Below are 22,447 nucleotides of genomic sequence, written 5' to 3' on the forward strand. Positions count from 1 at the left end.
TGTTCCTCCCGGCAGGCACTGGCTCGACCGAGAAATAGCACGAGGTTATAGAGCCGGTGACAGAGAATTGACGGCACTCTCACGAACCGGCGGCTTTACGGGCGTCGGTGCAGTTTGTGTGCCAGCCCGCTTCATTGCAGCATCAGGTTGTGCATTGGCCGCACCGGTGGCAGTCAGGCTGCGCCGCACATCGAGGTTACGCGACACCACCAACACCACCCGTCGGTTGCGCGCGCGACCTTCGGCCGTCGCATTATTGGCCACCGGCTGGAATTCGCCGTACCCCACCGACGCCAGGCGCCCGGGGTTCACACCCTGCATCGCCAGCATGCGCACGATGCTCGCCGAGCGCGCCGACGACAGTTCCCAGTTGGTGGGAAATTGCGCGGTATGGATCGGCTGGTCATCGGTAAAGCCTTCGACGTGGATCGGGTTGTCGAAGGGTTTGAGGATGGCCGCCACCTTGTCGATGATGCTGAAGGCTATGTCGCTGGGGATGGCATCGGCGCTGGCGAACAGCAGGCTGGAGTTAAGCTCGATCTCCACCCACAACTCATTGCCACGAATGGTCATCTGGTTGGAGCTGATCAGGTCGCCAAACGCCGCGCTGATATCGTCGGCGATGCTCTTGAGCGGGTCGCTGCCGCCACTGATGCCGGCGTCGGTCTCGTCGCTGTCCTTGACCAGCGGTTTGGCCGGGGTGGTGGTCTTGGGCCGTTCGTCGCCAATGGGAATCGGTTTGAGGGCCCGGTCCGAATCGGTAAATACGCCTACCAGGGCTTCGGAGATAACCTTGTACTTGCCTTCGTTGATCGAGGAAATGGAGTACATCACCACAAAAAAGGCGAACAGCAAGGTGATGAAGTCGGCGTAGGACACCAGCCAGCGTTCATGATTGACGTGCTCTTCAGGCTCGCGGCGGCGACGGCTCACAGGCAATACCCCCCATCAATCCATGAAGCCCTGGAGCTTCAATTCAATGGAGCGCGGGTTCTCACCCTCGGCAATCGACAGGATGCCCTCCAGCAGCATTTCCCGGTAACGGGACTGGCGCATGGCAATGGATTTGAGCTTGCTGGCAATCGGCAGCAGCAACAGGTTGGCACTGGCCACGCCATAGATGGTGGCGACGAACGCCACGGCAATGCCGCTGCCCAGTTGCGAGGGGTCGGCCAGGTTGCCCATCACGTGGATCAAGCCCATCACCGCACCGATGATGCCGATGGTCGGCGCGTAGCCGCCCATGCTTTCAAAGACTTTGGCCGCGTTGATATCGCGGCTTTCCTGGGTGTAGAAGTCCACTTCGAGGATGCTGCGGATGGCTTCCGGCTCGGCGCCGTCCACCAGCAGTTGCAGGCCTTTGCGTGCGTAGCTGTCGGGTTCGGCATCGGCCACGCCTTCCAGGCCCAGCAGGCCCTCCTTGCGCGCGGTGAGGCTCCAGTTGACCACGCGGTCGATACCACCGGCCAGGTCCACACGTGGCGGGAAAATGATCCACACCAGGATCTGCATCGCCCGCTTGAATGAGCTCAGGGGCGACTGCAACAGCGCCGCGCCCACGGTGCCGCCGATCACGATCAGCGCCGCCGGACCGTTGGCCAGCGCGCCAAGATGGCCGCCTTCCAGGTAGTTGCCACCGATAATGGCGACAAACGCCAGAAGGATCCCAACCAGGCTCAACACATCCATCAGTGACAGGCCTCCACCAGGTGCTTGCCGATGTCATCCAGGCTGTAGACCGCGTCGGCCAGGTCGGCCTTGACGATAGCCATGGGCATGCCATAGATCACGCAACTGGCTTCGTCCTGGGCCCAGATCGAGCTACCGCCCTGCTTGAGCAAGCGCGCGCCTTCACGACCGTCGGCGCCCATACCGGTGAGGACCACCGCCAGAACTTTGTCACCGTAGGACTTGGCCGCCGAACCGAAGGTGATATCCACGCACGGCTTGTAGTTCAGGCGCTCGTCACCCGGCAGGATTTTCACCGCGCCGCGACCGTCGACCATCATTTGCTTGCCACCGGGAGCCAGCAACGCCAGGCCTGGGCGCAGGATGTCGCCGTCTTCGGCTTCCTTGACGCTGATGCGGCACAGCTTGTCCAGGCGCTCGGCAAAGGCCTTGGTGAACGCGGCGGGCATATGCTGGATCAACACGATCGGCGCAGGGAAGTTGGCCGGCAACTGGGTCAAGACGCGCTGCAAGGCCACCGGGCCGCCAGTGGACGTGCCAATGGCCACCAGCTTGTAGGCCTTGCGCTTGGGCGCGGGCGACGAGGCACTGGGCGCCGGCGCACGCGTCGGGGCCACGGCAGGCCGTGCCACAGGGGCAGGAGCCGGGCGCCCGAAACTGCTGCTGGTCGGTGCCGGCGCCGGTACCGGGGCGGGAGCCACCGGCGCGCGGAAGCTGCTGCGGTTGCTGCGCGAGATGCTGTGCACCTTCTCGCAGAGCATCTGCTTGACCTTTTCCGGGTTGCGCGAGATGTCTTCGAAATTCTTCGGCAGAAAGTCCACGGCGCCAGCGTCCAGCGCGTCGAGGGTCACCCGGGCGCCTTCGTGGGTCAGCGACGAGAACATCAAGACCGGGGTCGGGCAACGCTGCATGATGTGGCGCACGGCGGTGATGCCATCCATCATCGGCATCTCGTAGTCCATGGTGATCACGTCCGGCTTCAATGCCAGGGCCTGATCAATCGCCTCTTTGCCATTGGTGGCCGTACCGACCACCTGGATGTTGGAATCCGCTGAAAGAATTTCCGAGACGCGGCGGCGGAAGAAACCCGAATCGTCCACCACCAGAACCTTGACTACCATAACCACTCCGTTAGGCCGGGCGAGGGACAACCGCCCTGCCCGGGCCGAATCAAATACGCCGTGCGGCGTAACGCTTGAGCATGCTCGGAACATCGAGAATCAGCGCGATCCGACCGTCACCGGTAATGGTCGCACCCGACATGCCTGGCGTTCCTTGCAGCATCTTGCCCAATGGCTTGATGACTACTTCTTCCTGGCCAACCAGTTGATCGACGACAAAGCCGATACGCTGGGTGCCCACGGACAGGATCACCACGTGGCCTTCGCGCTGCTCTTCATGAGCGGCAGACGCCACCAGCCAACGCTTGAGGTAGAACAGAGGCAGGGCCTTGTCCCGCACAATCACCACTTCCTGGCCGTCGACCACGTTGGTGCGCGACAGGTCGAGGTGGAAGATTTCGTTGACGTTGACCAGCGGGAAGGCGAACGCCTGGTTGCCCAGCATCACCATCAGGGTCGGCATGATCGCCAGGGTCAACGGCACCTTGATGACGATCTTCGAACCTTGGCCCTTGGTCGAGTAAATATTGATCGAGCCATTGAGCTGGCTGATCTTGGTCTTCACCACGTCCATGCCCACGCCACGGCCGGACACATCGGAAATCTCGGTCTTGGTCGAGAAGCCCGGGGCGAAAATCAGGTTGTAGCACTCGGTATCGGTCAGGCGGTCGGCGGCGTCCTTGTCCATGACGCCGCGTTTGACCGCGATGCCGCGCAGGATATTGGAGTCCATACCTTTGCCGTCATCGGTGATCGACAGCAGGATATGGTCGCCTTCCTGTTCGGCCGCCAGGATCACTTTGCCCAGGCGCGGCTTGCCGCTGGCTTCGCGCTCTTCCGGAGTTTCCACGCCGTGGTCGACCGCGTTGCGCACCAAGTGGACCAACGGGTCGGCCAGGGCCTCGACAAGGTTTTTGTCAAGGTCGGTCTCTTCACCCACCAGTTCCAGGGCGATCTCTTTTTTCAACTGCCGGGCCAAGTCACGCACCAGGCGCGGGAAGCGCCCGAAGACTTTCTTGATCGGCTGCATGCGCGTCTTCATCACCGCGGTCTGCAGGTCGGCAGTGACCACGTCGAGGTTCGACACGGCCTTTTGCATGGCTTCGTCGCCACTGCTCAAGCCCAGGCGTACCAGGCGGTTACGCACCAGCACCAGTTCGCCGACCATGTTCATGATGTCGTCCAGGCGCGCGGTATCGACCCGCACGGTGGTTTCGGCTTCACTGGCCGGGGCTTTGTCGGCAGGTGCCGGAGCGCGGGCTGGCGCCGGGGCGGCGGCACGGGCGGGAGCCGGTGCTGCGGCTTTGGCAGCAACGGGTGCCGGCTTGGCCACCGCTGCGGTGGCGGTCGCGGCGGCTGCGGCGGCAGGTGCCACCTCGGAAAACTTGCCCTTGCCGTGCAACTCATCCAGCAGGGATTCGAATTCGTGATCGCTGATCAGGCCATCCGCCGCCGGAGCGGCAGCCGGCGCCGCAGCCGGTGCAGCCGCAGCCGCCGCAGCGACTGCCGGCAACGCCTCGGCAGCAAACGAGCCCTTGCCATGCAACTGATCCAGCAGTGCTTCAAATTCGTCGTCGGTGATATCGGTGCTGGCCGCTGGCGCAGCAGGCTCCACCGGCGTCGGTGCGGCTGCCACGGCGTCCGGGGCGAACTGGCCCTTGCCGTGCAACTGGTCGAGCAATGACTCGAACTCGGCGTCGGTGATGTCTTCGGTGGTCGGCACCATCGGCGGCGCAGCTGCGGCCGGGGCTTCTGCCTCGGCCTTGACCGCATTGAGGGAGTCCAGCAGTTGCTCGAACTCGCTGTCAGTGACGTCGGGTTCGGCCACTGGCTCAGGCGCCGCCTCAACCACCGGGGCGGCAGCTACCGCGCCAGGCTCTGCCAGGCGCGCCAGGGCGGCCAGCAGTTCCGGGGTGGCAGCCGTAATCGGTGCGCGTTCGCGCACTTCATTGAACATGCCGTTGACCGCGTCCAGGGCTTCGAGGATCACGTCCATCAATTCCGAATCAACGTGCCGCTCACCCTTGCGCAGGATGTCGAACACGTTTTCGGCGATGTGGCAGCACTCCACCAGCTCATGGAGCTGGAGGAAGCCGGCGCCCCCTTTTACAGTGTGAAAACCGCGAAAAATTGCATTGAGCAGGTTCGCATCATCCGGTCGGCTTTCCAGCTCGACCAGTTGCTCGGACAACTGCTCTAGAATTTCGCCGGCCTCTACAAGGAAATCCTGAAGGATTTCTTCATCGGCGCCGAAGCTCATATTGCGTGCTCCTTAGAAGCCTAAACTGGACAGCAAATCGTCTACGTCATCTTGACCTGACATAACGTCTTCACGTTTATCGGCATGAATCTGCGGACCTTCACCCTTGGCGAGGTGTTTTTGTGGATCTTTTTCCGAGAGGATCGCTTCGCGGTCGTGTTCGATGCCGGCAAAACGGTCGACCTGGCCAGCCATCAGCACCAGTTTGAGCAGGTTGCTTTCCACTTCGGTGACCAGCAGGGTCACGCGCTTGATCACCTGACCGGTAAGGTCCTGGTAATCCTGGGCCAGCAGAATGTCATTGAGGTTGCTGGAAACCGTACGGTTTTCCTGCTCGCTGCGTGACAGGAAGCCTTCGACCCGACGCGCCAGGTCACGAAATTCTTCAGCGCCCACTTCGCGCCGCATGAAGCGGCCCCAGTCGGTGCTCAACGCCTTGGCCTCGTTGGCCATGCCGTTCACCAGAGGCGTGGCGTTTTCCACCAGGTCCATGGTGCGATTGGCTGCCGCCTCAGTCAGCCTGACCACATAGGACAGGCGTTCGGTGGCATCAGTGATCTGCGAGATTTCCTCGGCCTGGGGCATGTGCGGGTCGATCTGGAAATTGACGATCGCACTGTGCAACTCACGGGTGAGCTTGCCCACTTCCTGGTACAGGCCGCGGTCGCGGGTCTGGTTGAGCTCATGGATCAACTGCACTGCGTCGCCGAACTGGCCTTTTTCCAGGCTTTCGACGAGTTGGTGAGCATGTTTTTTCAGGGTCGACTCAAAGTCGGCCTGCGATGATTCTTTATGCTCCATAGCTCCCCCGTGGCAGCATCAATGACCGATGCGTTCGAAGATTTTTTCAATCTTCTCTTTCAAGGCCAGTGCAGTGAATGGCTTGACCACGTAGCCGTTGACCCCGGCCTGGGCGGCTTCGATGATCTGTTCACGCTTGGCTTCAGCGGTCACCATCAGCACAGGCAGGCTGCGCAGCTTTTCATCAGCGCGCACGTGGCGCAGTAGATCAATGCCGGTCATGCCAGGCATGTTCCAGTCAGTTACCAGAAAGTCGATGCTCCCGCTGTTGAGGATCGGAATCGCCGTAATGCCGTCATCCGCCTCGACCGTGTTAGTGAACCCAAGGTCACGCAACAGGTTTTTTATGATCCGCCGCATCGTTGAGAAGTCATCAACGATGAGGATTTTCATGTTCTTGTCCAATTCGACCTCCAAGCAGTCTTAAACGCGTCCAGCACCTGGGCGCGCCATATCATTCAACAGGCATTACACAAAAAGGACTGCTGGGCACATCACGGGCCGCTCCCGCCGGGCTTGCGCCCTGGCGGTTATCGTTCGCAGTGTCCCCACACTGCCTGTCAGCGCGCTCGCCACTCTCCCAAACGCCCCCGCAAGCGGGCCGCGCATTGGCTATGAAGCTGGCTGACCCGCGATTCGCTGACCCCCAGGACCTCACCGATTTCCTTGAGGTTCAGCTCTTCGTCGTAGTACAGCGCCAACACCAGCCGCTCACGTTCCGGCAGATTGGCAATCGCCTCTGCCAGGGCGCCCTGGAAGCGTTCATCTTCCAGGTCGCGTGAAGGCTCCTGGTGAGCACTCGCGCCATCCTCATGCAGCCCTTCATGTTCGCCGTCCTGTAGCAGGTCGTCGAAACTGAACAGGCGGCTGCCCAAGGTATCGTTCAAAATCCCGTAGTAATCGTCGAGACTCAATTGGAGTTCGGCCGCAACTTCGTGATCTTTAGCGTCGCGACCGGTTTTTGCTTCAATTGAGCGAATTGCGTCACTCACCATCCGGGTATTGCGGTGGACCGAACGCGGCGCCCAATCACCTTTACGCACCTCATCGAGCATCGCGCCACGGATACGGATACCCGCATACGTCTCGAAACTCGCACCCTTGCTCGCGTCGTACTTGGTCGACACTTCGAGCAGGCCGATCATGCCCGCCTGGATCAGGTCTTCGACCTGGACACTGGCGGGCAGGCGTGCCAGCAGGTGGTAGGCAATGCGCTTGACCAGGGGCGCATAGCGCTCGATCAATTCGCCCTGGCTGTCACGCGCCGACTTTTTGTAAAGGTTGTAGCCGCTGGCTGTCATAGCACCGGTCCTGCACTCGTCTGATGCACCAATCGCTCGACGAAAAACTCCAGATGCCCCCGGGGATTGGCGGGCAGTGGCCAGGTATCGACCTTCTGAGCAATTGCCTTGAACGCCAACGCGCATTTCGAACGAGGGAACGCTTCATAGACTGCACGCTGCTTTTGCACAGCCTTGCGCACACACTCGTCATAGGGAACTGCGCCGACGTATTGTAAGGCGACATCGAGGAAGCGATCCGTGACCTTGGTCAACTTGGCGAACAGGTTGCGCCCTTCTTGCGGGCTCTGGGCCATGTTGGCCAGCACGCGGAAGCGGTTCATGCCGTAGTCGCGGTTGAGCAGTTTGATCAGGGCGTAGGCGTCGGTGATCGAGGTGGGCTCGTCGCAGACCACCAGCAACACTTCCTGCGCAGCGCGCACGAAGCTGACCACGGACTCGCCAATCCCGGCGGCGGTGTCGATCACCAGCACGTCGAGGTTGTCGCCGATATCACTGAAGGCCTGGATCAGGCCGGCATGCTGCGCCGGGCTCAGATGCACCATGCTCTGGGTGCCGGAGGCGGCCGGGACGATACGAATCCCCCCAGGCCCCTGCAACAGCACATCGCGCAGCTCACAGCGGCCCTCAATGACATCGGCCAGGGTATGTTTGGGCGTCAGTCCCAGCAGAACGTCAACGTTCGCCAGGCCCAGGTCGGCATCCAGCAGCATGACGCGGCGGCCAAGCTCTGCCAGGGCCAGGGACAAATTCACTGACACGTTAGTTTTCCCGACGCCACCTTTGCCGCCGGTCACCGCGATCACCTGTACGGGATGCATGCTGCCCATGTTCTTTCTTTACCTTGTCTTGCTTAGCCGCAGGCTACATAGGGTGGCCGCGGTAGCAGACCATCAATGTAGGTACATTGCACTGTGTTCATGTTGCCTTTCAGCCGACCCGTTTGGCTGGGTTGTGATAGAGGTCGGCGAACATATCCGCCATCGCCTCTTCACTGGGTTCATCCTGCATTTGCACACTGACCGCACGGCTGACCAACTGATGACGGCGCGGCAGATGTAAGTCATCCGGGATCCGCGGCCCGTCGGTCAGGTAGGCGACCGGTAATTCATGGCTGATGGCAAGGCTCAACACTTCGCCCAGGCTTGCGGTTTCATCCAGCTTAGTCAGGATGCAACCGGCCAGCCCGCAACGCTTGTAGCTGTGGTACGCAGCAGTCAGAACCTGTTTTTGGCTGGTGGTTGCAAGTACCAGGTAATTTTTCGACTTGATCCCGCGCCCGGCCAGGCTTTCCAGTTGCATGCGCAATGCCGGGTCGCTGGCTTGCAGGCCGGCGGTATCAATCAGCACCACGCGCTTGCGCAGCAGTGGGTCGAGGGCGTTGGCCAGGGACTGGCCCGGGTCGACATGGGTCACCGGCACATTGAGGATCCGGCCCAGGGTCTTGAGCTGTTCCTGCGCGCCGATGCGGTAGCTGTCCATGCTCACCAGGGCAATGTTGTGGGCGCCGTACTTGAGAACATAACGGGCGGCCAGCTTGGCCAGGGTGGTGGTCTTGCCCATGCCGGCAGGGCCGACCATGGCAATCACGCCACCTTCTTCAAGGGGTTCGATTTCCGGGGTCTGGATCATCCGCGCCAGGTGCGCCAGCAACATGCGCCAGGCTTGGCGAGGTTCTTCAATGCCGGTGGTCAGCTCCAGCAGGTCGCGGGACAACGGGCCGGACAGGCCAATGCGTTGCAGGCGGCGCCAGAGGTTGGCCTGTTGCGGCTTGCTGCCCTGCAACTGGTTCCAGGCCAGCGAGCCCAACTGCACTTCCAAAAGCTCGCGCAGGCCATTGAGTTCAAAACGCATCGAGTCAAACACGCGCTGGTCAACCGCAGCGGCCGGTGCTGGCGCGGCGGGACGTGGCGGCTCGACAAAAGTCGGCTCTACCAGTGGCTCGGCCGCCGTCAGCGGCAGGCCGGCAAACAATTGGCGATTAGTGGTCGCATCGCTGTCGCCCCGCATGCTCAGTTCGGCCTGGGCCGAGACAATACGCGAGGCGGTCTTGCGCAACTCGTCTTCGAGTTCCATGTTCGGTACACGCGGCGCCAGGGCCTGGGGTTTGTAATCCAGGGCAGCCGTCAGCTCGACACCGCCGGCAATGCGACGGTTACCGATAATAGCCGCGTCGGCGCCCAGCTCATCACGAACCAGCTTCATGGCCTGACGCATATCGGCGGCGAAAAAACGCTTTACTTGCATAACCCACTACCTCAGCCGTTGGGCCCTACTGTCGCGACGATAGTCACTTGCTTATTGTCAGGAATTTCCTGGTAAGCCAAAACGTGCAAATTCGGTACTGCCAGGCGTCCAAACCGCGACAACATCGCTCGGACGGGGCCTGCCACCAGCAGAATCACCGGTTGGCCCTGCATTTCCTGGCGCTGTGCGGCGTCGATCAACGAACGCTGCAGCTTTTCAGCCATGCTTGGTTCCAGCAGAACGCCCTCTTCCTGGCCTTGCCCTGCCTTCTGGATACTATTGAGCAATATTTGTTCCAACCTTGGCTCCAAGGTGATTACAGGCAGCTCAGAGTCAAGCCCTACAATGCTTTGGACGATTGCACGCGACAATCCGACGCGCACCGCCGCTACCAGCGCGGCAGTATCTTGACTCTTGGCGGCATTGTTGGCGACAGCCTCGGCAATGCTGCGAATGTCCCGCACCGGCACCTGTTCGGCCAACAGCGCTTGCAACACCTTGAGCAGTTGCGACAGCGACAATACCCCCGGCACCAGCTCTTCAGCCAGCTTAGGCGAGGCTTTGGCCAGCAATTGCATGAGTTGCTGCACTTCTTCGTGACCAATCAGCTCGTGGGAGTGCTTGTACAGAATCTGGTTGAGGTGCGTGGCGACCACGGTACTGGCGTCGACCACGGTGTAACCCAGGGACTGTGCCTGGCTACGCTGGCTGACTTCGATCCACACCGCGTCCAGGCCAAAAGCCGGATCTTTGGCGGTTATGCCGCTGAGGGTGCCGAATACCTGGCCGGGGTTGATCGCCAGTTCGCGGTCGGGGTAGATCTCGGCTTCGGCCAGGGTCACGCCCATCAGCGTCAGGCGGTAGGCGCTGGGGGCCAGGTCGAGGTTGTCGCGGATATGCACGGTGGGCATCAAAAAGCCCAGGTCCTGGGACAGCTTCTTGCGCACGCCCTTGATCCGCGCCAGTAACTGGCCGCCCTGGTTGCGGTCCACCAGAGGAATCAGGCGGTAGCCGACTTCCAGGCCGATCATGTCGATGGGGGTCACGTCATCCCAGCCCAGCTCCTTGGTTTCCTGGGCGCGGGCCGGCGATGGCAGCAGGTCTTGCTGGCGCTCCACCTCTTTCAAGGCCTGGACCTTGATGGTGTTTTGCTTCTTCCAGAACAGGTACGCCCCGCCGGCGGCCAGGGCAGCCATGGTCAGGAAGGAGAAGTGCGGCATGCCCGGCACAATGCCCATGATTGCCATAATGCCGGCCGCCACGGCCAAGGCCTTGGGCGAAGCGAACATCTGGCGGTTGATCTGCTTGCCCATGTCTTCGGAGCCGGACGCACGGGTCACCATGATCGCCGCAGCTGTAGATAGCAACAGTGATGGCAATTGCGCCACCAAACCGTCACCGATGGTCAGCAAGGCGTACACCTTGCCCGCATCGCCGAAGGTCATGCCGTGCTGGAAGATACCGACCGCCATGCCGCCGATCAGGTTGATAAACAGAATCAGCAGGCCGGCAATGGCGTCGCCGCGCACGAACTTGCTGGCGCCGTCCATGGAGCCGTAAAACTCGGCCTCCTGGGCCACTTCCGAGCGGCGGGACTTGGCCTGGTTCTGGTCGATCAGGCCGGCGTTGAGGTCGGCGTCGATCGCCATTTGCTTGCCGGGCATGGCGTCGAGGGTAAAACGCGCGCTCACCTCGGAAATCCGCCCAGCACCCTTGGTCACCACCACGAAGTTGATGATCATCAGGATCGCGAACACCACGATACCGACCACATAGTTGCCGCCGATCACCACCTCGCCGAAGGCCTGGATCACCTTACCGGCGGCGGCGTGGCCGTCCTGGCCGTGCAGCATCACCACCCGCGTAGAGGCCACGTTAAGGGCCAGGCGCAGCAGCGTGGCAACCAGCAAAATGGTGGGAAAGACCGCAAAATCCAAAGGCCGCAGGGCGTACACGCAGACCAGCAGCACGACGATGGACAGGGCAATGTTGAAGGTGAAGAACACGTCCAGCAGGAACGGAGGCATCGGCAACATCATCATTGCCAGCATGACCAACAGCAACAGCGGCACGCCCAGATTGCCTCGCGAGAGGTCTGCCAGGGTGCCACGGGCTGTGCTGAACATATTAGAGCGATCCACCGGTATTCCTCGTCACCTTGAAGCAAACTTTTGACGCCGGGAGGCGTCCTGAAGGCGGTATTGCAAGAAGCCTTCCAACTTTTGCTTCAGGGACGAGATCGTTCCCACGCAGGAGCGTGGGAACGATCATCAGAGTGGACGCACGTTTGATGCCTGCTTGCCTTTCGGACCCTCTACAACTTCATATTCCACCTTCTGGCCCTCCGCCAGCGACTTGAAGCCGCTGCTTTGAATGTCCGAGAAGTGCACAAACAGGTCCTCTCCTCCGGCGTCTTGCGTGATGAATCCAAAGCCCTTTGAATCGGTAAACCACTTCACTGTGCCCGTTGCCATTGCCCTTCTCCCGAATCCGCATGTTCCCGGTCTATCAAAGCGCCCTGCACGGGAGCTGGCTACTGTCAAAGTTGACAGGTCGGGAGGGAGTTGGACGAACGGCAAACACCTGTTCCGACGCCATCGCGGGCAAGCCCGGCTCCCACACTGGAATGCGATCAAATGTGGGAGCCGGGCTTGCCCGCGATAGCGTCGGAAAAGGCAGCAGAAGACTCAGGAATCGCGACGCAAATCCGGCGGAATCGGCAAGTCCTTGAGCGGATCCGGACGCTTACCCTTGCCGGCACGGTATTGGCGGATCTGATACACGTAGGCCAACACCTGGGCCACCGCCAGATACAACCCGGCCGGGATCTCGTGGTCGAGGTCAGTGGAGTAGAAGATCGAACGCGCCAGAGCCGGCGATTCCAGCAGCAGGATGTCATTGGCCTGGGCGATTTCGCGGATTTTCAAGGCGGTGAAGTCGCTGCCCTTGGCCAACAGCAGCGGCGCGCCGCCCTTCTCCGCGTCGTACTTGAGCGCCACGGCGTAGTGGGTCGGGTTGGTGATGACCACGTCGGCGTCGGGCACCGAGGCCATCATCTTGCGCTGGGACATTTCGCGCTGCAGCTGGCGAATCCGCTGCTTCACTTCCGGCTTGCCTTCCTGATCCTTATGCTCGTCGCGCACTTCCTGCTTGGTCATCAGCAGTTTCTTGTGGCTTTCCCACAGCTGGATCGGCGCATCCACTGCGGCAATCAGGATCAGGCCACACGCCATCCACAATGAGCTCCAGCCCACCAGTTGCACGCTGTGGATGATTGCCAGCTCCAGCGGTTCATGGGCGATGCGCAGCAAGTCGTCGATATCGGACTTCAACACCACCAGCGCCACGAACAGGATGATAAAGAACTTCGCCAGGGCCTTGAGCAACTCCACCAGCGCCTTGGCGGAGAACATGCGCTTGATCCCGGCCCCTGGGTTCATCCGGCTGAATTTGGGCGCCAGGCTGCCGGCCGCAAACAGCCAGCCCCCCAGGGAGATCGGCCCGATGATTGCCGCCAGCAACAACGTGATCAGCACCGGTTGCGCGGCCAGGATCGCGATTTTCCCCGAGTGCAGCAGGTAGATGCCCATGGCGCGCGGGTCCAGCAGCACATCCCTGGGCAGGGAGAAATTGTGCTTCATGATCTCCATCAGGTCCTGGGCCAGGCCGCCGCCGTAGATCAGCAGGCCACCGGCCCCGGCGAGCATCACCGCCAGGGTGTTGAGCTCTTTGGAACGGGCGATCTCGCCCTTTTCCCTGGAGTCTTTTTTTCGTTTCTCCGTGGGGTCTTCTGTTTTGTCCTGACCACTCTCGCTCTCGGCCATGGCTCAGCGCGCCCGTGCCAGATCACGTAAAAACTGCAAGGCGTCACTGGCCAGCGGTTGATACTGATTGAGAATGTCGGCCAGGCCGATCCAGAAAATCCCCATGCCCAACACCAGGGTCAGCGGGAAACCAATGGCGAAGATGTTCAGTTGCGGCGCGGCGCGGGTCATCACCCCAAAGGCGATGTTGACCACCAGCAGCGCGGTGATCGCCGGCAATACCAGCAACAACGCCGCGCCCAGCACCCAACTGAGGCGCCCGACCACTTCCCAGAAGTGGTTGACAATCAAGCCCTCGCCCACCGGTAAGGTGGTGAAACTCTCGGTAAGGATTTCAAAGGCCACCAGATGGCCGTTCATGGCCAAAAACAGGAGGGTCACCAGCATGGTCAGGAACTGCCCGATCACGGCCACCGACACGCCGTTGGTAGGGTCGACCATGGACGCAAAGCCCATGCCCATCTGGATCGAGACGATTTGCCCGGCAATCACGAAGGACTGGAAAAACAGGGTCAGGGAGAACCCCATCAAGGCGCCGATCAGAATCTGTTCGGCGATCAGCAGCAGCGCACTGAGGTCCAGGGCATTGACCGGCGGCATCGGTGGCAGTACCGGCACGATGACCACGGTAATCGCCACCGTGAAAAACAGCCGTATGCGCTTGGGCACCAGGGTGGTCCCGAACACCGGCATGGTCATCAACAAGGCGCCCACGCGAAACATCGGCAGGATAAACGAGGCCACCCAGGTGCTGATCTGAGTGTCGGTCAACGCCAGCAAGGACTGCATCGGGTCAGCCAATCAACTGCGGAATACTGCCGTACAACTGCAGGATGTATTCCATGAAACTTTGCACCAGCCAGGGGCCGGCCACGATCAGGGTGACCAGCATCACCAACAGGCGCGGAAGGAAGCTCAAGGTTTGTTCGTTGATCTGGGTGGCGGCCTGGAACATCGCCACCAGCAGGCCCACCAACAGGCTGGGCACCACCAGCACGGCGACCATCACGGTGGTCAGCCACAGGGCTTCACGGAACAGGTCGACTGCGACTTCAGGTGTCATGCGCTAAACCCCGCCAAAACTGCCAGCCAGGGTGCCGATAATCAGCGCCCACCCATCCACCAGTACAAACAGCATGATCTTGAACGGCAACGAGATAATCAGCGGCGACAGCATCATCATACCCATGGCCATCAGCACACTAGCCACCACCAGGTCGATGATCAGGAACGGGATAAAGATCATGAAACCGATCTGGAATGCCGTCTTGAGCTCCGAGGTGACGAACGCCGGTACCAGGATGGTCAAGGGCGCCTGATCCGGGCTGGCGATATCGGTGCGCTTGGACAGGCGCACAAACAGTTCCAGGTCGCTGGAGCGGGTCTGGGACAGCATAAAGTCCTTGATTGGGCCTTGGGCCTTTTCCACCGCGTCCTGGGCGGTCATTTTCTCCGCCAGGTAGGGTTGCAGGGCTTGCTGGTTCACCTTGTCGAATACCGGCGCCATGATAAACAGCGTCAGAAACAGCGCCATGCCGGTAAGGATCTGGTTCGATGGGGTCTGCTGCAGGCCCAGGGCCTGGCGCAGGATCGAGAACACGATGATGATCCGGGTGAAGCTGGTCATGAGCATGACGAAGGCCGGGATAAAACTCAGCGCCGTCATGATCAGCAGGATCTGCAGGCTGACCGAATACTCCTGGGCCCCGGCCGCATTGGTGCCCAGGGTGATCGCCGGGATCGACAACGGGTCGGCGCCGAACGCCAGGGGCGCTGCCAGTAACAGCATGAGCGCCAATAGAACGCGCATTACTTCTTATCCTTCTGGTCCTTGCCCATCAGCTCCATCAGGCGCTGGGCGAACTCCGGTGTGGCGGCCTCGGTCTGGGCCACGCTCACGGGATGCTTAAGCACGTGCAACGGGGTAATCCGGCCAGGGGTGAGACCGAGCAGGATCTGCTCTTCGCCCACCTGCACCAGCACCAGGCGATCACGCGGCCCCAGGGCCCGCGATCCCACCAGTTCGATGACCTGGGCATTGCCCGGACCAATGCGCTGCACCCGGCGCAACAGCCAGGCGAGGAAAAAGATCAACCCCACCACCAGCAACAGGCCCAGCACCAACTGAGTCAATTGCCCAGTCACGCTGCTGCCGGCGGCCGGCGCGGCGACCTGGGCCACCGGTTCAGCCGCCATCACGGCCAGCGGCAACGCCCACAACAGTCCCAACCACCGGCGACTCATCTCAGCGCAGCTTCTTGATACGTTCGCTGGGGCTGATCACGTCCGTCAGGCGGATGCCGAACTTCTCGTTGACCACCACCACTTCGCCATGGGCGATCAGCGTGCCGTTGACCAGCACATCCAGCGGCTCGCCGGCCAGGCGGTCGAGCTCGATCACCGACCCCTGGTTAAGTTGCAGCAGGTTACGGATATTGATTTCGGTGCTGCCCACTTCCATGGAGATCGATACCGGGATATCGAGGATCACATCCAGGTTGGGCCCATCCAGCGAGACCGGCTCATGGTTCTTCGGCACGCTGCCAAACTCTTCCATAGGCAGGCGATTGCCCACTGGCGGGGTGGCGGCATCGGCCGCCAGCAAGGCGTCGATATCGTCCTGGCTGGCATCGCCGGTTTCTTCCAGGGCAGCTGCCCATTCGTCAGCCAGGGCCTGGTCTTCGGCGGAAGTGTTTTCGTGTTCGGTAGCCATTACATGTCCTCGGCGCAGCAAAAATCATCAATTAGGGGATGCATCAGCGACGGTTGATCGGCTCAACCACTTGCAACGCCAGGTTCCCTTTGTGGGAACCGAGCTTGACCTTGAACGACGGCACGCCATTGGCGCGCATAATCAATTCGTCTGGCAGTTCGACGGGGATCACATCCCCCGGCTGCATATGCAAAATGTCCCGCAGGCGCAGCTGGCGGCGCGCTACGGTGGCGCTCAGCGGTACGTCAACGTCCAGCAAGTCTTCGCGCAGGGCCTTGACCCAGCGCTCGTCCTGGTCGTCCAGGTCAGACTGGAAGCCCGCATCGAGCATCTCGCGCACCGGCTCGATCATCGAATACGGCATGGTCACGTGCAGGTCGCCGCCGCCGCCATCGAGTTCGATGTGGAAAGTGGAGACCACAATGGCTTCGCTGGGCCCGACGATGTTGGCCATGGCCGGGTTCACTTCCGAGTTGATGTACTCGAAATTGACTTCCATGATCGCCTGCCAGGCTTCCTTCAGGTCGATAAAGGCCTGTTCCAGCACCATGCGCACCACGCGCAACTCGGTAGGAGTGAATTCACGGCCTTCGATCTTGGCGTGACGGCCGTCACCGCCGAAGAAGTTGTCCACCAGCTTGAACACCAGCTTGGCGTCGAGGATGAACAGCGCGGTGCCACGCAGGGGCTTGATCTTGACCAGGTTGAGGCTGGTGGGCACGTACAGCGAATGCACGTACTCGCCAAACTTCATCACCTGCACGCCGCCCACCGCCACGTCCGCCGAACGGCGCAGCATGTTGAACATGCTGATACGGGTGTAGCGGGCAAAACGTTCGTTGATCATTTCCAGGGTCGGCATGCGTCCGCGGACGATGCGATCCTGGCTGGTCAGGTCATAACTTTTGACGCTGCCGGGCTCGGCAGCCATTTCGGTCTGTACCAGACCATCGTCGACACCATGCAACAGCGCATCGATTTCATCCTGGGACAGCAGGTCTTGCACGGCCATGTCGTGATCCTACTGCAATACGAAATTAGTGAAGAGCGCCTGCTCGACCACGACTTTGCCCAGTTCTTTCTGGGCCACTTCCTGCACGCTGGCAGTGACTTTCTGGCGCAGCATTTCCTGGCCCACGGGGGTGGCCAGGCTGTCGAAGCTCTGCCCGGAGAACAGCATCACCAGGTTGTTGCGGATCACCGGCATATGCACCTTGAGCGCATCCATGTCCGCCTGGTTGCGCGCCTGCAAGGTAATGCTCACCTGCAGGTAGCGTTGCCGACCGTTCTGGTTGTAGTTGGCAACAAAGGCCGGGAGCATCTGCTCGAAGATTGCCGGTTGCTTGACGTTGCTGGCGGTCTCGGCCACAGGTACCGGCTTGCTCTGGGCACTGTGCATAAAGTACCAGGTAGCCCCCACCGACACGCCAATGGCCAATAACAAGGCCACGACAATCAGCAGGATCATCTTGAGCTTGCCCTTGCCTGCTGCAGGTACTGTTGCTGTCGCTGCGTCGTCACTCTTCGCCATGCCAATAATCCGTCACTATTCGGGGTTTCATAGATCCACGGGAAGGCAAGAGCAAGTGTTATGCCAGAGTTGTCACGGATTTCAGCAACAGCGCAAAACCAATGTGGGAGCGGGCTTGCTCGCGATAGCACTAGATCAGTCAGCAACTAGGTAACTGACATACCGCTATCGCGAGCAAGCCCGCTCCCACATTTTGATCGGTGTTGACCTCAGGTCAGGCGTAGTAGTCCACAGCGCTGGAGCCTATGACGGATTGGGCTATCGGTGCCGCCACTTCAGTGACGTCGCCCGCAAGGCCTGCGTCATGCCCATCGCTGTGTCCGCCACTGCCACTGACACCTCGCGCCTGGTTCTGCTGTTGCTCCTGACCCTGGCCCTGCCAGCCACGGGACTGGTCGGACACGTTCACGTCGACCTGGCCCATGCCCTGCTGGGCGAACATTTCCCGCAGGCGCCCGGACTGGCTCTCCAGGGCCTCGCGCACGGCGGCATGGCCGCTCATGAAGTTCACTTGGGCCTGCTGGTCGGCGGTGATATTCACGCGGATATCCAGGCGTCCCAGTTCGGCCGGCTGCAATTGGATATCGGCAGATTTGAGGTTGGCGCTGGACAGGTACATGACCCGGTTCACCACCTCCTCGGTCCAGCCACCCTGATGCATGGCCAGCGGCTGGTTATTCAGGGGCAAGGCGTTGGTGGTCTTGGGGGTGGCAGCCTGGGTCAAGGCGGCCAGGCGATTGGCGAAGTCATCGACGCGGGTGTCACTGCTCGCGCCCTTCAAGTCCTTGAGGCCATCTTCGATCAGGCCGCTGAAAGCCTTCTCGCCACCCTGGTCAGTGCTGTCCTTGGCCGCCTGCTGGTCAACCATGGCCGCCAGGCCGTTGCTGAAGTTCTGCGCGGCGGTGGGTTCAGCCTGGGTCGGCAGGTTCTTTTGCGCTGCCTGGCTGCTGGCAGACACATGACCGCCCTGCTCCATCGCCAGGCGCACGGCTGGCAATGAGTCCAGTGGGTCAGCTTCGGGGTCGAAAGGCACGACCTCTTCAGCGACCGCAGGGGTGGTCACCAGCAACGGCGTGGTGGCGTCATCCGCTACAGCGGCCTGGACCGCTACCGGAGCGGGTGTCAGCGCCGCGATCGAGGCCGGATCGACCACTGGCGGCTGGGCTTGCGCCAGATCCTTGTCCGCGCCTTTGTCGTCATCGCTGGGGGCTGCCGCGTCGGCCTTGGCGGGCGGCGCGGCAGGCAAAGTCTTGCCGCTATCGGCAACCGCTGGAGTGCCAGCGGCAGGCTTGTCGCTGCCAACATCTTTCTTGGCGCTGGTGCTGGCTGGCTTGTCATGGCTCGGCTTGGGCGCCATATCCGCAGCCTTGGCCGGGGTCGCCTTTGACTCCTTGGCGAACACCTGTGCAAAGCCTGGCGCTTTGGCCCGCGTGTCTGCGGCCGTTGCCTGCGCATTCGCGGAGGACGCCTGGGGCTTGACCGCAGGAGCGGCTTGCAGGAGCGAGTTGGGGGCTAGAGGCATAAGTCAGGTCTCCGCTGCGCAGGGTCGAGGGCGCAGGCAGAAGATAGATAGCAAAAGTCGGGCCAGATTTTCAGGGCGGGCCTGCCGAGCCTAGAAGCGCTGGCGCTCCGACTCATACAGCGGCTTGACCAACGCAAACTCGTGATCAATCTGGTCGACCAGTTTGCCCAGGTCGGTAACCTCTTCCTTGGCCGACTCAGCCTCCAGTCGCTGGCACAACAGCGCCAGGCGCACCGCACCGAGGTTGCCGCTGCTGCCCTTGAAGCTGTGGGCGATACGCCCCAGGGCCTTGGCGTCATCGCGCGCCTTGCGCAACGCTTCAACGCGCTTTTGCGAGTCATCGAGGAAGGTGTCGAGCAAGTGGGGGTATTCACCCTCCATCACTTCCTGCAAACCCACCAACACTTCAGGGTCCATATGTATCTGCGTCACTTGTTCGCTCCTTGATCAAGAATCGACGGATTATGCCAGAGCCTCCCAGCAAAACTCCACGCACACACTGCGCCCGCCATCTGTCCAACGTACATTGCTGCTCAGTTGCCGGACCAGGTTCAGCCCGCGCCCGGACAAACGGTCGATATCCAACGGCCGCGCCAGGACTGTTTCGACATCAAACCCGGCGCCGCTGTCTTCGATACGCAGGCTCAGGCAACCACCCGCCTCGGTTGGAACCACGTTCACATGCACACGCACGTGGCCGCTATTCAACTGGTCGAGCCGCTCATTGCGCTGGCGATAATAGCTGGCAAAGCCCTGCACATCGCGTTTGAGTCGGGAGTCCAGGCCCAGCACGCCATGCTCCAGGGCATTGGAGTACAGCTCGGCCATGACACTGTACAGCGCTCCGCTCTGGCCGCGCAGGCCATGTATTTCCAGGAGTAACTGCAACAGGTATGGCAATGGGTTGTAACGCTTGAGGGTCTCGGCACGAAACTCGAAACTCACCGACCAGTCCAGCGGGCAGGACTGGCCGCTGTCGGTGTACTGCAGGGGGGGCGCCAACAGCGATTGCTCGGCCAGCAGGGTGATTTCGACCAGGCTGATATCGTCCCGCACCTGCCCTCGGAATGCGGCAAGCGCCTGTTCGATTTCAACAAACAGCTGCTCAGGCTCGCGGTTGGCGGCAAACACCCGTCGCAGGCGCTCGACCCCAAACAACTGGTCGTTGGCATCGGCGGTATCAATCACCCCATCGGACAGCAAGAACACCCGGTCGCCCAAGGCCATGGGCCAGACCTCGGTGCGGTCGTCAAAGGCCTCGGGCGCCAGCACGCCCAGGGGTAAATGCCGCGACACCAGCGGCGTGCGCCGCCCCGTGGCCACTTCATGCACATAGCCATCAGGCATGCCGCCGTTCCATACCTCCACCACCCGCCGCTGGTCACTGAGACACAACAGCGTGGCACAACAGAACATATCCACCGGCAGGATGCGTTTGAGCTTGGCGTTCATCTCCCGCAGGGTCTGCGCCAGGCCATAGCCCTTGGCGGTCATGCCGTAGAACACCTCGGCCAGAGGCATTGCGCCGACCGCCGCCGGCAAGCCATGCCCGGTGAAGTCGCCCAGCAGCACGTGCATATCACCCGACGGCGTATAGGCCGCCAGCAGCAGGTCGCCATTGAACAGCGCATAGGGCGATTGCAGGTAACGGATATTGTGCGCCGCGTTCAGGCAGCCAGAGTGGGCGACCTTGTCGAACACCGCCTTGGCCACCCGTTGCTCATGCAGCAGGTAGTCATGGTGACGGGCGATCTGGTCGCGCTGCTCAAGCACGGTGGCCTGCAACCGACGCAGGCGGTCCATGGCGTTGATCTTCGCGGCCAGGATGATCTGGTTATAGGGCTTGGCCAGGAAGTCATCGCCACCGGCATCCAGGCAGCGCGCCAAGGCTTCGCTCTCACGCAGGGAGGTGAGAAAAATGATCGGCACCAGCGCCTCGCCGGCCAACTGCTTGATCTGCCGGGCCGCCTCGAAGCCGTCCATCACCGGCATCAGCGCATCCATCAACACCAGTTGCGGACGCTCACGGGCGAACACCTCGACCGCTTCCTGGCCATTACTGGCACTGAGCACCCGATGCCCCTGGCGGCGCACGATGCTCGACAGCAGCAGCCGGTCGGCAGCGCTGTCCTCGGCGATCAGTACCGTGAGGGTGTCCAGAGCCTGGGCACTCAACTGATGTCGAACAGTTTGTCGAAGTTGGAGATAGCGAGGATCTTGCGCACATCGGAGTTGCTGTTGATCACGCGCACATCCGCGTCATCACCAGCGTGATCACGCAACAGCAGCAACATGCCCAGGGCCGAGCTGTCGAGGTAAGTGGCCTCTTTCAAGTCCACGACGTAGGTTTCGGGAACCTTGTAGAACCGCTCATAGGAATCACGAAAGGATTGATGACTGCCGAAATCGAACCGGCCCTTGATTGCGATCGTCAATTTCTTCCCATCCAGGGATACTTCTGACTCGACTGACATACGACTGCTTCCTTGTCGTGGGTATGTGCAACAAGGTTTAGCAGGTGATCGGAGAGTGGGCAACAAACGCAATCAAATGTGCGGTGCGCTTGTGTGGTGTGGGCTTGCCTGCGATAGCGGTTTATCAGAAAAAATGAGCGACGGATCCGCCGATATCGCAGCATGAGTATCTACACAACTGCTCTTTTTTGGTTGTTGGGGATGTGTACATATCCATTGCTGCGGTCACGGCAGCTTAGGGTTCCGCCCTTACGGCGGGTCACTTTTGGAAAAGAGCCCCAAAAGTAACCAAAAGGGCTCCTGCCCCACCACTCGGCACCTCGCCTAGGCTCGGTGTGCCCGTCATCCGACATTGATTTGGGGGGCCGCCGCGATGGGCCATCCATGGCCCAGCGCGGCTAACCCGGCGTCCTGCCGGGTTACCCCCCAAATCAATATCGGATGACGGCCAGCGTGGTTTAACGGGGCGCCTCAGATCAAAATCACAAGCAAAGCGAGGCGGCCTGACAGCCGACCTGATCGTCGAAGCGTGCGCGTACCCCTGTGGGAGCTGGCTTGCCTGCGATGGCGGTGTATCAGTCGATAAATGTATTGGCTGGTACACCGCCATCGCAGGCAAGCCAGCTCCCACAGGGGGGAATGCAGCTTCGCGCTCTGGCATTGCTGTTGCTGTTGCTGTTGCTCTGCTTTTGATCTGGCTTTTGATCTCAGGCGCCCCGTTAAACCACGATGGCCGCAGGCAGGCATTGCGCAGTGGGTACCCCGGCATGGATGCCGGGGTAGCCGCGACACGGCCATGGATGGCCGATCGCGGCGGGCCCACGGAGCAATGCCTGACTGTGGGCATGCCGAGCCTAGGCGAGGCACCGAGTGGTGGGGCATGTACGGGACAACCACATAGGTTACAAAAAAGTGCATTCACATAGGTGACACTTTGATTGAAACATACCCGTTCTTTGCGTCT

23 protein-coding genes are annotated in these 22,447 nt (G+C 61.1%); all 23 read right to left on the minus strand.

Annotated elements, in window-relative coordinates; all coding sequences use genetic code 11:
* Positions 1–45: 45 nt before the first annotated feature.
* The 23 genes from motD to HBR93_RS25910 all read right to left on the minus strand — a co-directional run bounded on the left by motD (position 46) and on the right by HBR93_RS25910 (position 21,483).
* Positions 46–933: a flagellar motor protein MotD gene (gene motD, locus HBR93_RS25800; RefSeq protein WP_057438819.1), complete on the minus strand. Its 888-nt coding sequence runs from the start codon at positions 931–933 to the stop codon at positions 46–48.
* Between the two features lie 15 nt (positions 934–948).
* Positions 949–1,689 carry a flagellar motor protein gene (locus HBR93_RS25805; protein ID WP_029292570.1) on the minus strand — a complete coding sequence of 247 codons (741 nt, stop codon included), beginning with the start codon at positions 1,687–1,689 and terminating at the stop codon, positions 949–951.
* Complete coding sequence (locus HBR93_RS25810) at positions 1,689–2,810, minus strand: chemotaxis response regulator protein-glutamate methylesterase (RefSeq protein ID WP_057438818.1); 1,122 nt, start codon at positions 2,808–2,810, stop codon at positions 1,689–1,691. The genes HBR93_RS25805 and HBR93_RS25810 overlap by 1 nt, the downstream gene beginning before the upstream one ends.
* Positions 2,811–2,859: 49 nt before the next feature.
* Positions 2,860–5,070 carry a chemotaxis protein CheA gene (locus tag HBR93_RS25815; protein WP_115127667.1) on the minus strand — a complete coding sequence of 737 codons (2,211 nt, stop codon included), beginning with the start codon at positions 5,068–5,070 and terminating at the stop codon, positions 2,860–2,862.
* 12 nt (positions 5,071–5,082) lie between these two features.
* On the minus strand, positions 5,083–5,871 hold the full coding sequence (locus tag HBR93_RS25820; RefSeq protein ID WP_057438816.1) for a protein phosphatase CheZ: 789 nt from the start codon (positions 5,869–5,871) through the stop codon (positions 5,083–5,085).
* A gap of 18 nt (positions 5,872–5,889) precedes the next feature.
* Positions 5,890–6,264, minus strand: coding sequence for a chemotaxis response regulator CheY (locus HBR93_RS25825; RefSeq protein WP_005790040.1), 375 nt, complete (start codon positions 6,262–6,264; stop codon positions 5,890–5,892).
* Between the two features lie 167 nt (positions 6,265–6,431).
* Positions 6,432–7,172, minus strand: coding sequence for an RNA polymerase sigma factor FliA (gene fliA, locus HBR93_RS25830; RefSeq protein WP_029292560.1), 741 nt, complete (start codon positions 7,170–7,172; stop codon positions 6,432–6,434).
* The gene (gene fleN, locus HBR93_RS25835; protein WP_003192912.1) at positions 7,169–8,002 is read right to left on the minus strand and encodes a flagellar synthesis regulator FleN; all 834 of its coding nucleotides are present in this window, start codon (positions 8,000–8,002) and stop codon (positions 7,169–7,171) included. Before fleN ends, fliA begins: the two co-directional genes overlap by 4 nt.
* 100 nt (positions 8,003–8,102) lie before the next feature.
* Entirely contained in the window at positions 8,103–9,419 is a 1,317-nt protein-coding gene (gene flhF / locus HBR93_RS25840; RefSeq protein ID WP_029292553.1) for a flagellar biosynthesis protein FlhF, read from the minus strand.
* Between the two features lie 11 nt (positions 9,420–9,430).
* On the minus strand, positions 9,431–11,560 hold the full coding sequence (flhA, locus tag HBR93_RS25845) for a flagellar biosynthesis protein FlhA (protein ID WP_169961361.1): 2,130 nt from the start codon (positions 11,558–11,560) through the stop codon (positions 9,431–9,433).
* A gap of 129 nt (positions 11,561–11,689) precedes the next feature.
* Positions 11,690–11,893, minus strand: coding sequence for a cold-shock protein (locus HBR93_RS25850; RefSeq protein WP_169961362.1), 204 nt, complete (start codon positions 11,891–11,893; stop codon positions 11,690–11,692).
* Positions 11,894–12,106: 213 nt separating this feature from the next.
* Positions 12,107–13,243, minus strand: a complete 1,137-nt coding sequence (gene flhB, locus HBR93_RS25855; protein WP_115127664.1) for a flagellar biosynthesis protein FlhB — start codon at positions 13,241–13,243, stop codon at positions 12,107–12,109.
* 3 nt (positions 13,244–13,246) lie between these two features.
* The gene (fliR, locus tag HBR93_RS25860) at positions 13,247–14,032 is read right to left on the minus strand and encodes a flagellar biosynthetic protein FliR (protein ID WP_057438813.1); all 786 of its coding nucleotides are present in this window, start codon (positions 14,030–14,032) and stop codon (positions 13,247–13,249) included.
* 4 nt (positions 14,033–14,036) lie between these two features.
* Complete coding sequence (gene fliQ / locus HBR93_RS25865) at positions 14,037–14,306, minus strand: flagellar biosynthesis protein FliQ (protein ID WP_034099472.1); 270 nt, start codon at positions 14,304–14,306, stop codon at positions 14,037–14,039.
* Between the two features lie 3 nt (positions 14,307–14,309).
* Complete coding sequence (gene fliP / locus HBR93_RS25870; protein WP_057438812.1) at positions 14,310–15,053, minus strand: flagellar type III secretion system pore protein FliP; 744 nt, start codon at positions 15,051–15,053, stop codon at positions 14,310–14,312.
* Positions 15,053–15,487: a flagellar biosynthetic protein FliO gene (gene fliO, locus HBR93_RS25875; protein ID WP_057438811.1), complete on the minus strand. Its 435-nt coding sequence runs from the start codon at positions 15,485–15,487 to the stop codon at positions 15,053–15,055. Before fliO ends, fliP begins: the two co-directional genes overlap by 1 nt.
* 1 nt (position 15,488) lies before the next feature.
* A complete protein-coding gene (gene fliN / locus HBR93_RS25880) occupies positions 15,489–15,956 on the minus strand; it encodes a flagellar motor switch protein FliN (RefSeq protein WP_057438810.1) in 468 nt (155 codons plus the stop codon).
* A gap of 43 nt (positions 15,957–15,999) precedes the next feature.
* On the minus strand, positions 16,000–16,968 hold the full coding sequence (fliM, locus tag HBR93_RS25885) for a flagellar motor switch protein FliM (protein ID WP_029292532.1): 969 nt from the start codon (positions 16,966–16,968) through the stop codon (positions 16,000–16,002).
* A 9-nt stretch (positions 16,969–16,977) separates the two neighbouring features.
* Positions 16,978–17,487, minus strand: coding sequence for a flagellar basal body-associated protein FliL (fliL, locus tag HBR93_RS25890; RefSeq protein ID WP_057438809.1), 510 nt, complete (start codon positions 17,485–17,487; stop codon positions 16,978–16,980).
* Between the two features lie 214 nt (positions 17,488–17,701).
* Positions 17,702–19,009, minus strand: a complete 1,308-nt coding sequence (locus tag HBR93_RS25895; protein WP_169961363.1) for a flagellar hook-length control protein FliK — start codon at positions 19,007–19,009, stop codon at positions 17,702–17,704.
* 90 nt (positions 19,010–19,099) lie between these two features.
* Positions 19,100–19,441 (minus strand): Hpt domain-containing protein, encoded by a 342-nt coding sequence (locus tag HBR93_RS25900; RefSeq protein WP_057438808.1) that lies wholly within the window; start codon positions 19,439–19,441, stop codon positions 19,100–19,102.
* A gap of 30 nt (positions 19,442–19,471) precedes the next feature.
* Complete coding sequence (locus HBR93_RS25905) at positions 19,472–21,184, minus strand: fused response regulator/phosphatase (RefSeq protein WP_169961364.1); 1,713 nt, start codon at positions 21,182–21,184, stop codon at positions 19,472–19,474.
* Complete coding sequence (locus HBR93_RS25910; RefSeq protein ID WP_057438807.1) at positions 21,181–21,483, minus strand: STAS domain-containing protein; 303 nt, start codon at positions 21,481–21,483, stop codon at positions 21,181–21,183. The genes HBR93_RS25905 and HBR93_RS25910 overlap by 4 nt, the downstream gene beginning before the upstream one ends.
* Positions 21,484–22,447: the final 964 nt, after the last annotated feature.

It is taken from the genome of Pseudomonas sp. WS 5411 (genome assembly GCF_012985595.1).
Lineage (GTDB): Bacteria > Pseudomonadota > Gammaproteobacteria > Pseudomonadales > Pseudomonadaceae > Aquipseudomonas > Aquipseudomonas shahriarae.

Coding starts and splice junctions, on each gene's coding strand:
- fliO (WP_057438811.1), bottom strand. CDS start 15,487: ATGAGTCGCCGGTGGTTGGGACTGTTGTGGGCGTTGCCGCTGGCCGTG.
- HBR93_RS25895 (WP_169961363.1), bottom strand. CDS start 19,009: ATGCCTCTAGCCCCCAACTCGCTCCTGCAAGCCGCTCCTGCGGTCAAG.
- fliP (WP_057438812.1), bottom strand. CDS start 15,053: ATGCGCGTTCTATTGGCGCTCATGCTGTTACTGGCAGCGCCCCTGGCG.
- HBR93_RS25910 (WP_057438807.1), bottom strand. CDS start 21,483: ATGTCAGTCGAGTCAGAAGTATCCCTGGATGGGAAGAAATTGACGATC.
- fliL (WP_057438809.1), bottom strand. CDS start 17,487: ATGGCGAAGAGTGACGACGCAGCGACAGCAACAGTACCTGCAGCAGGC.
- fliM (WP_029292532.1), bottom strand. CDS start 16,968: ATGGCCGTGCAAGACCTGCTGTCCCAGGATGAAATCGATGCGCTGTTG.
- HBR93_RS25810 (WP_057438818.1), bottom strand. CDS start 2,810: ATGGTAGTCAAGGTTCTGGTGGTGGACGATTCGGGTTTCTTCCGCCGC.
- fliN (WP_057438810.1), bottom strand. CDS start 15,956: ATGGCTACCGAACACGAAAACACTTCCGCCGAAGACCAGGCCCTGGCT.
- HBR93_RS25815 (WP_115127667.1), bottom strand. CDS start 5,070: ATGAGCTTCGGCGCCGATGAAGAAATCCTTCAGGATTTCCTTGTAGAG.
- HBR93_RS25850 (WP_169961362.1), bottom strand. CDS start 11,893: ATGGCAACGGGCACAGTGAAGTGGTTTACCGATTCAAAGGGCTTTGGA.
- HBR93_RS25805 (WP_029292570.1), bottom strand. CDS start 1,689: ATGGATGTGTTGAGCCTGGTTGGGATCCTTCTGGCGTTTGTCGCCATT.
- fliQ (WP_034099472.1), bottom strand. CDS start 14,306: ATGACACCTGAAGTCGCAGTCGACCTGTTCCGTGAAGCCCTGTGGCTG.
- flhF (WP_029292553.1), bottom strand. CDS start 9,419: ATGCAAGTAAAGCGTTTTTTCGCCGCCGATATGCGTCAGGCCATGAAG.
- fliR (WP_057438813.1), bottom strand. CDS start 14,032: ATGCAGTCCTTGCTGGCGTTGACCGACACTCAGATCAGCACCTGGGTG.
- fliA (WP_029292560.1), bottom strand. CDS start 7,172: ATGACAGCCAGCGGCTACAACCTTTACAAAAAGTCGGCGCGTGACAGC.
- fleN (WP_003192912.1), bottom strand. CDS start 8,002: ATGGGCAGCATGCATCCCGTACAGGTGATCGCGGTGACCGGCGGCAAA.
- flhB (WP_115127664.1), bottom strand. CDS start 13,243: ATGGCCGAGAGCGAGAGTGGTCAGGACAAAACAGAAGACCCCACGGAG.
- HBR93_RS25825 (WP_005790040.1), bottom strand. CDS start 6,264: ATGAAAATCCTCATCGTTGATGACTTCTCAACGATGCGGCGGATCATA.
- HBR93_RS25820 (WP_057438816.1), bottom strand. CDS start 5,871: ATGGAGCATAAAGAATCATCGCAGGCCGACTTTGAGTCGACCCTGAAA.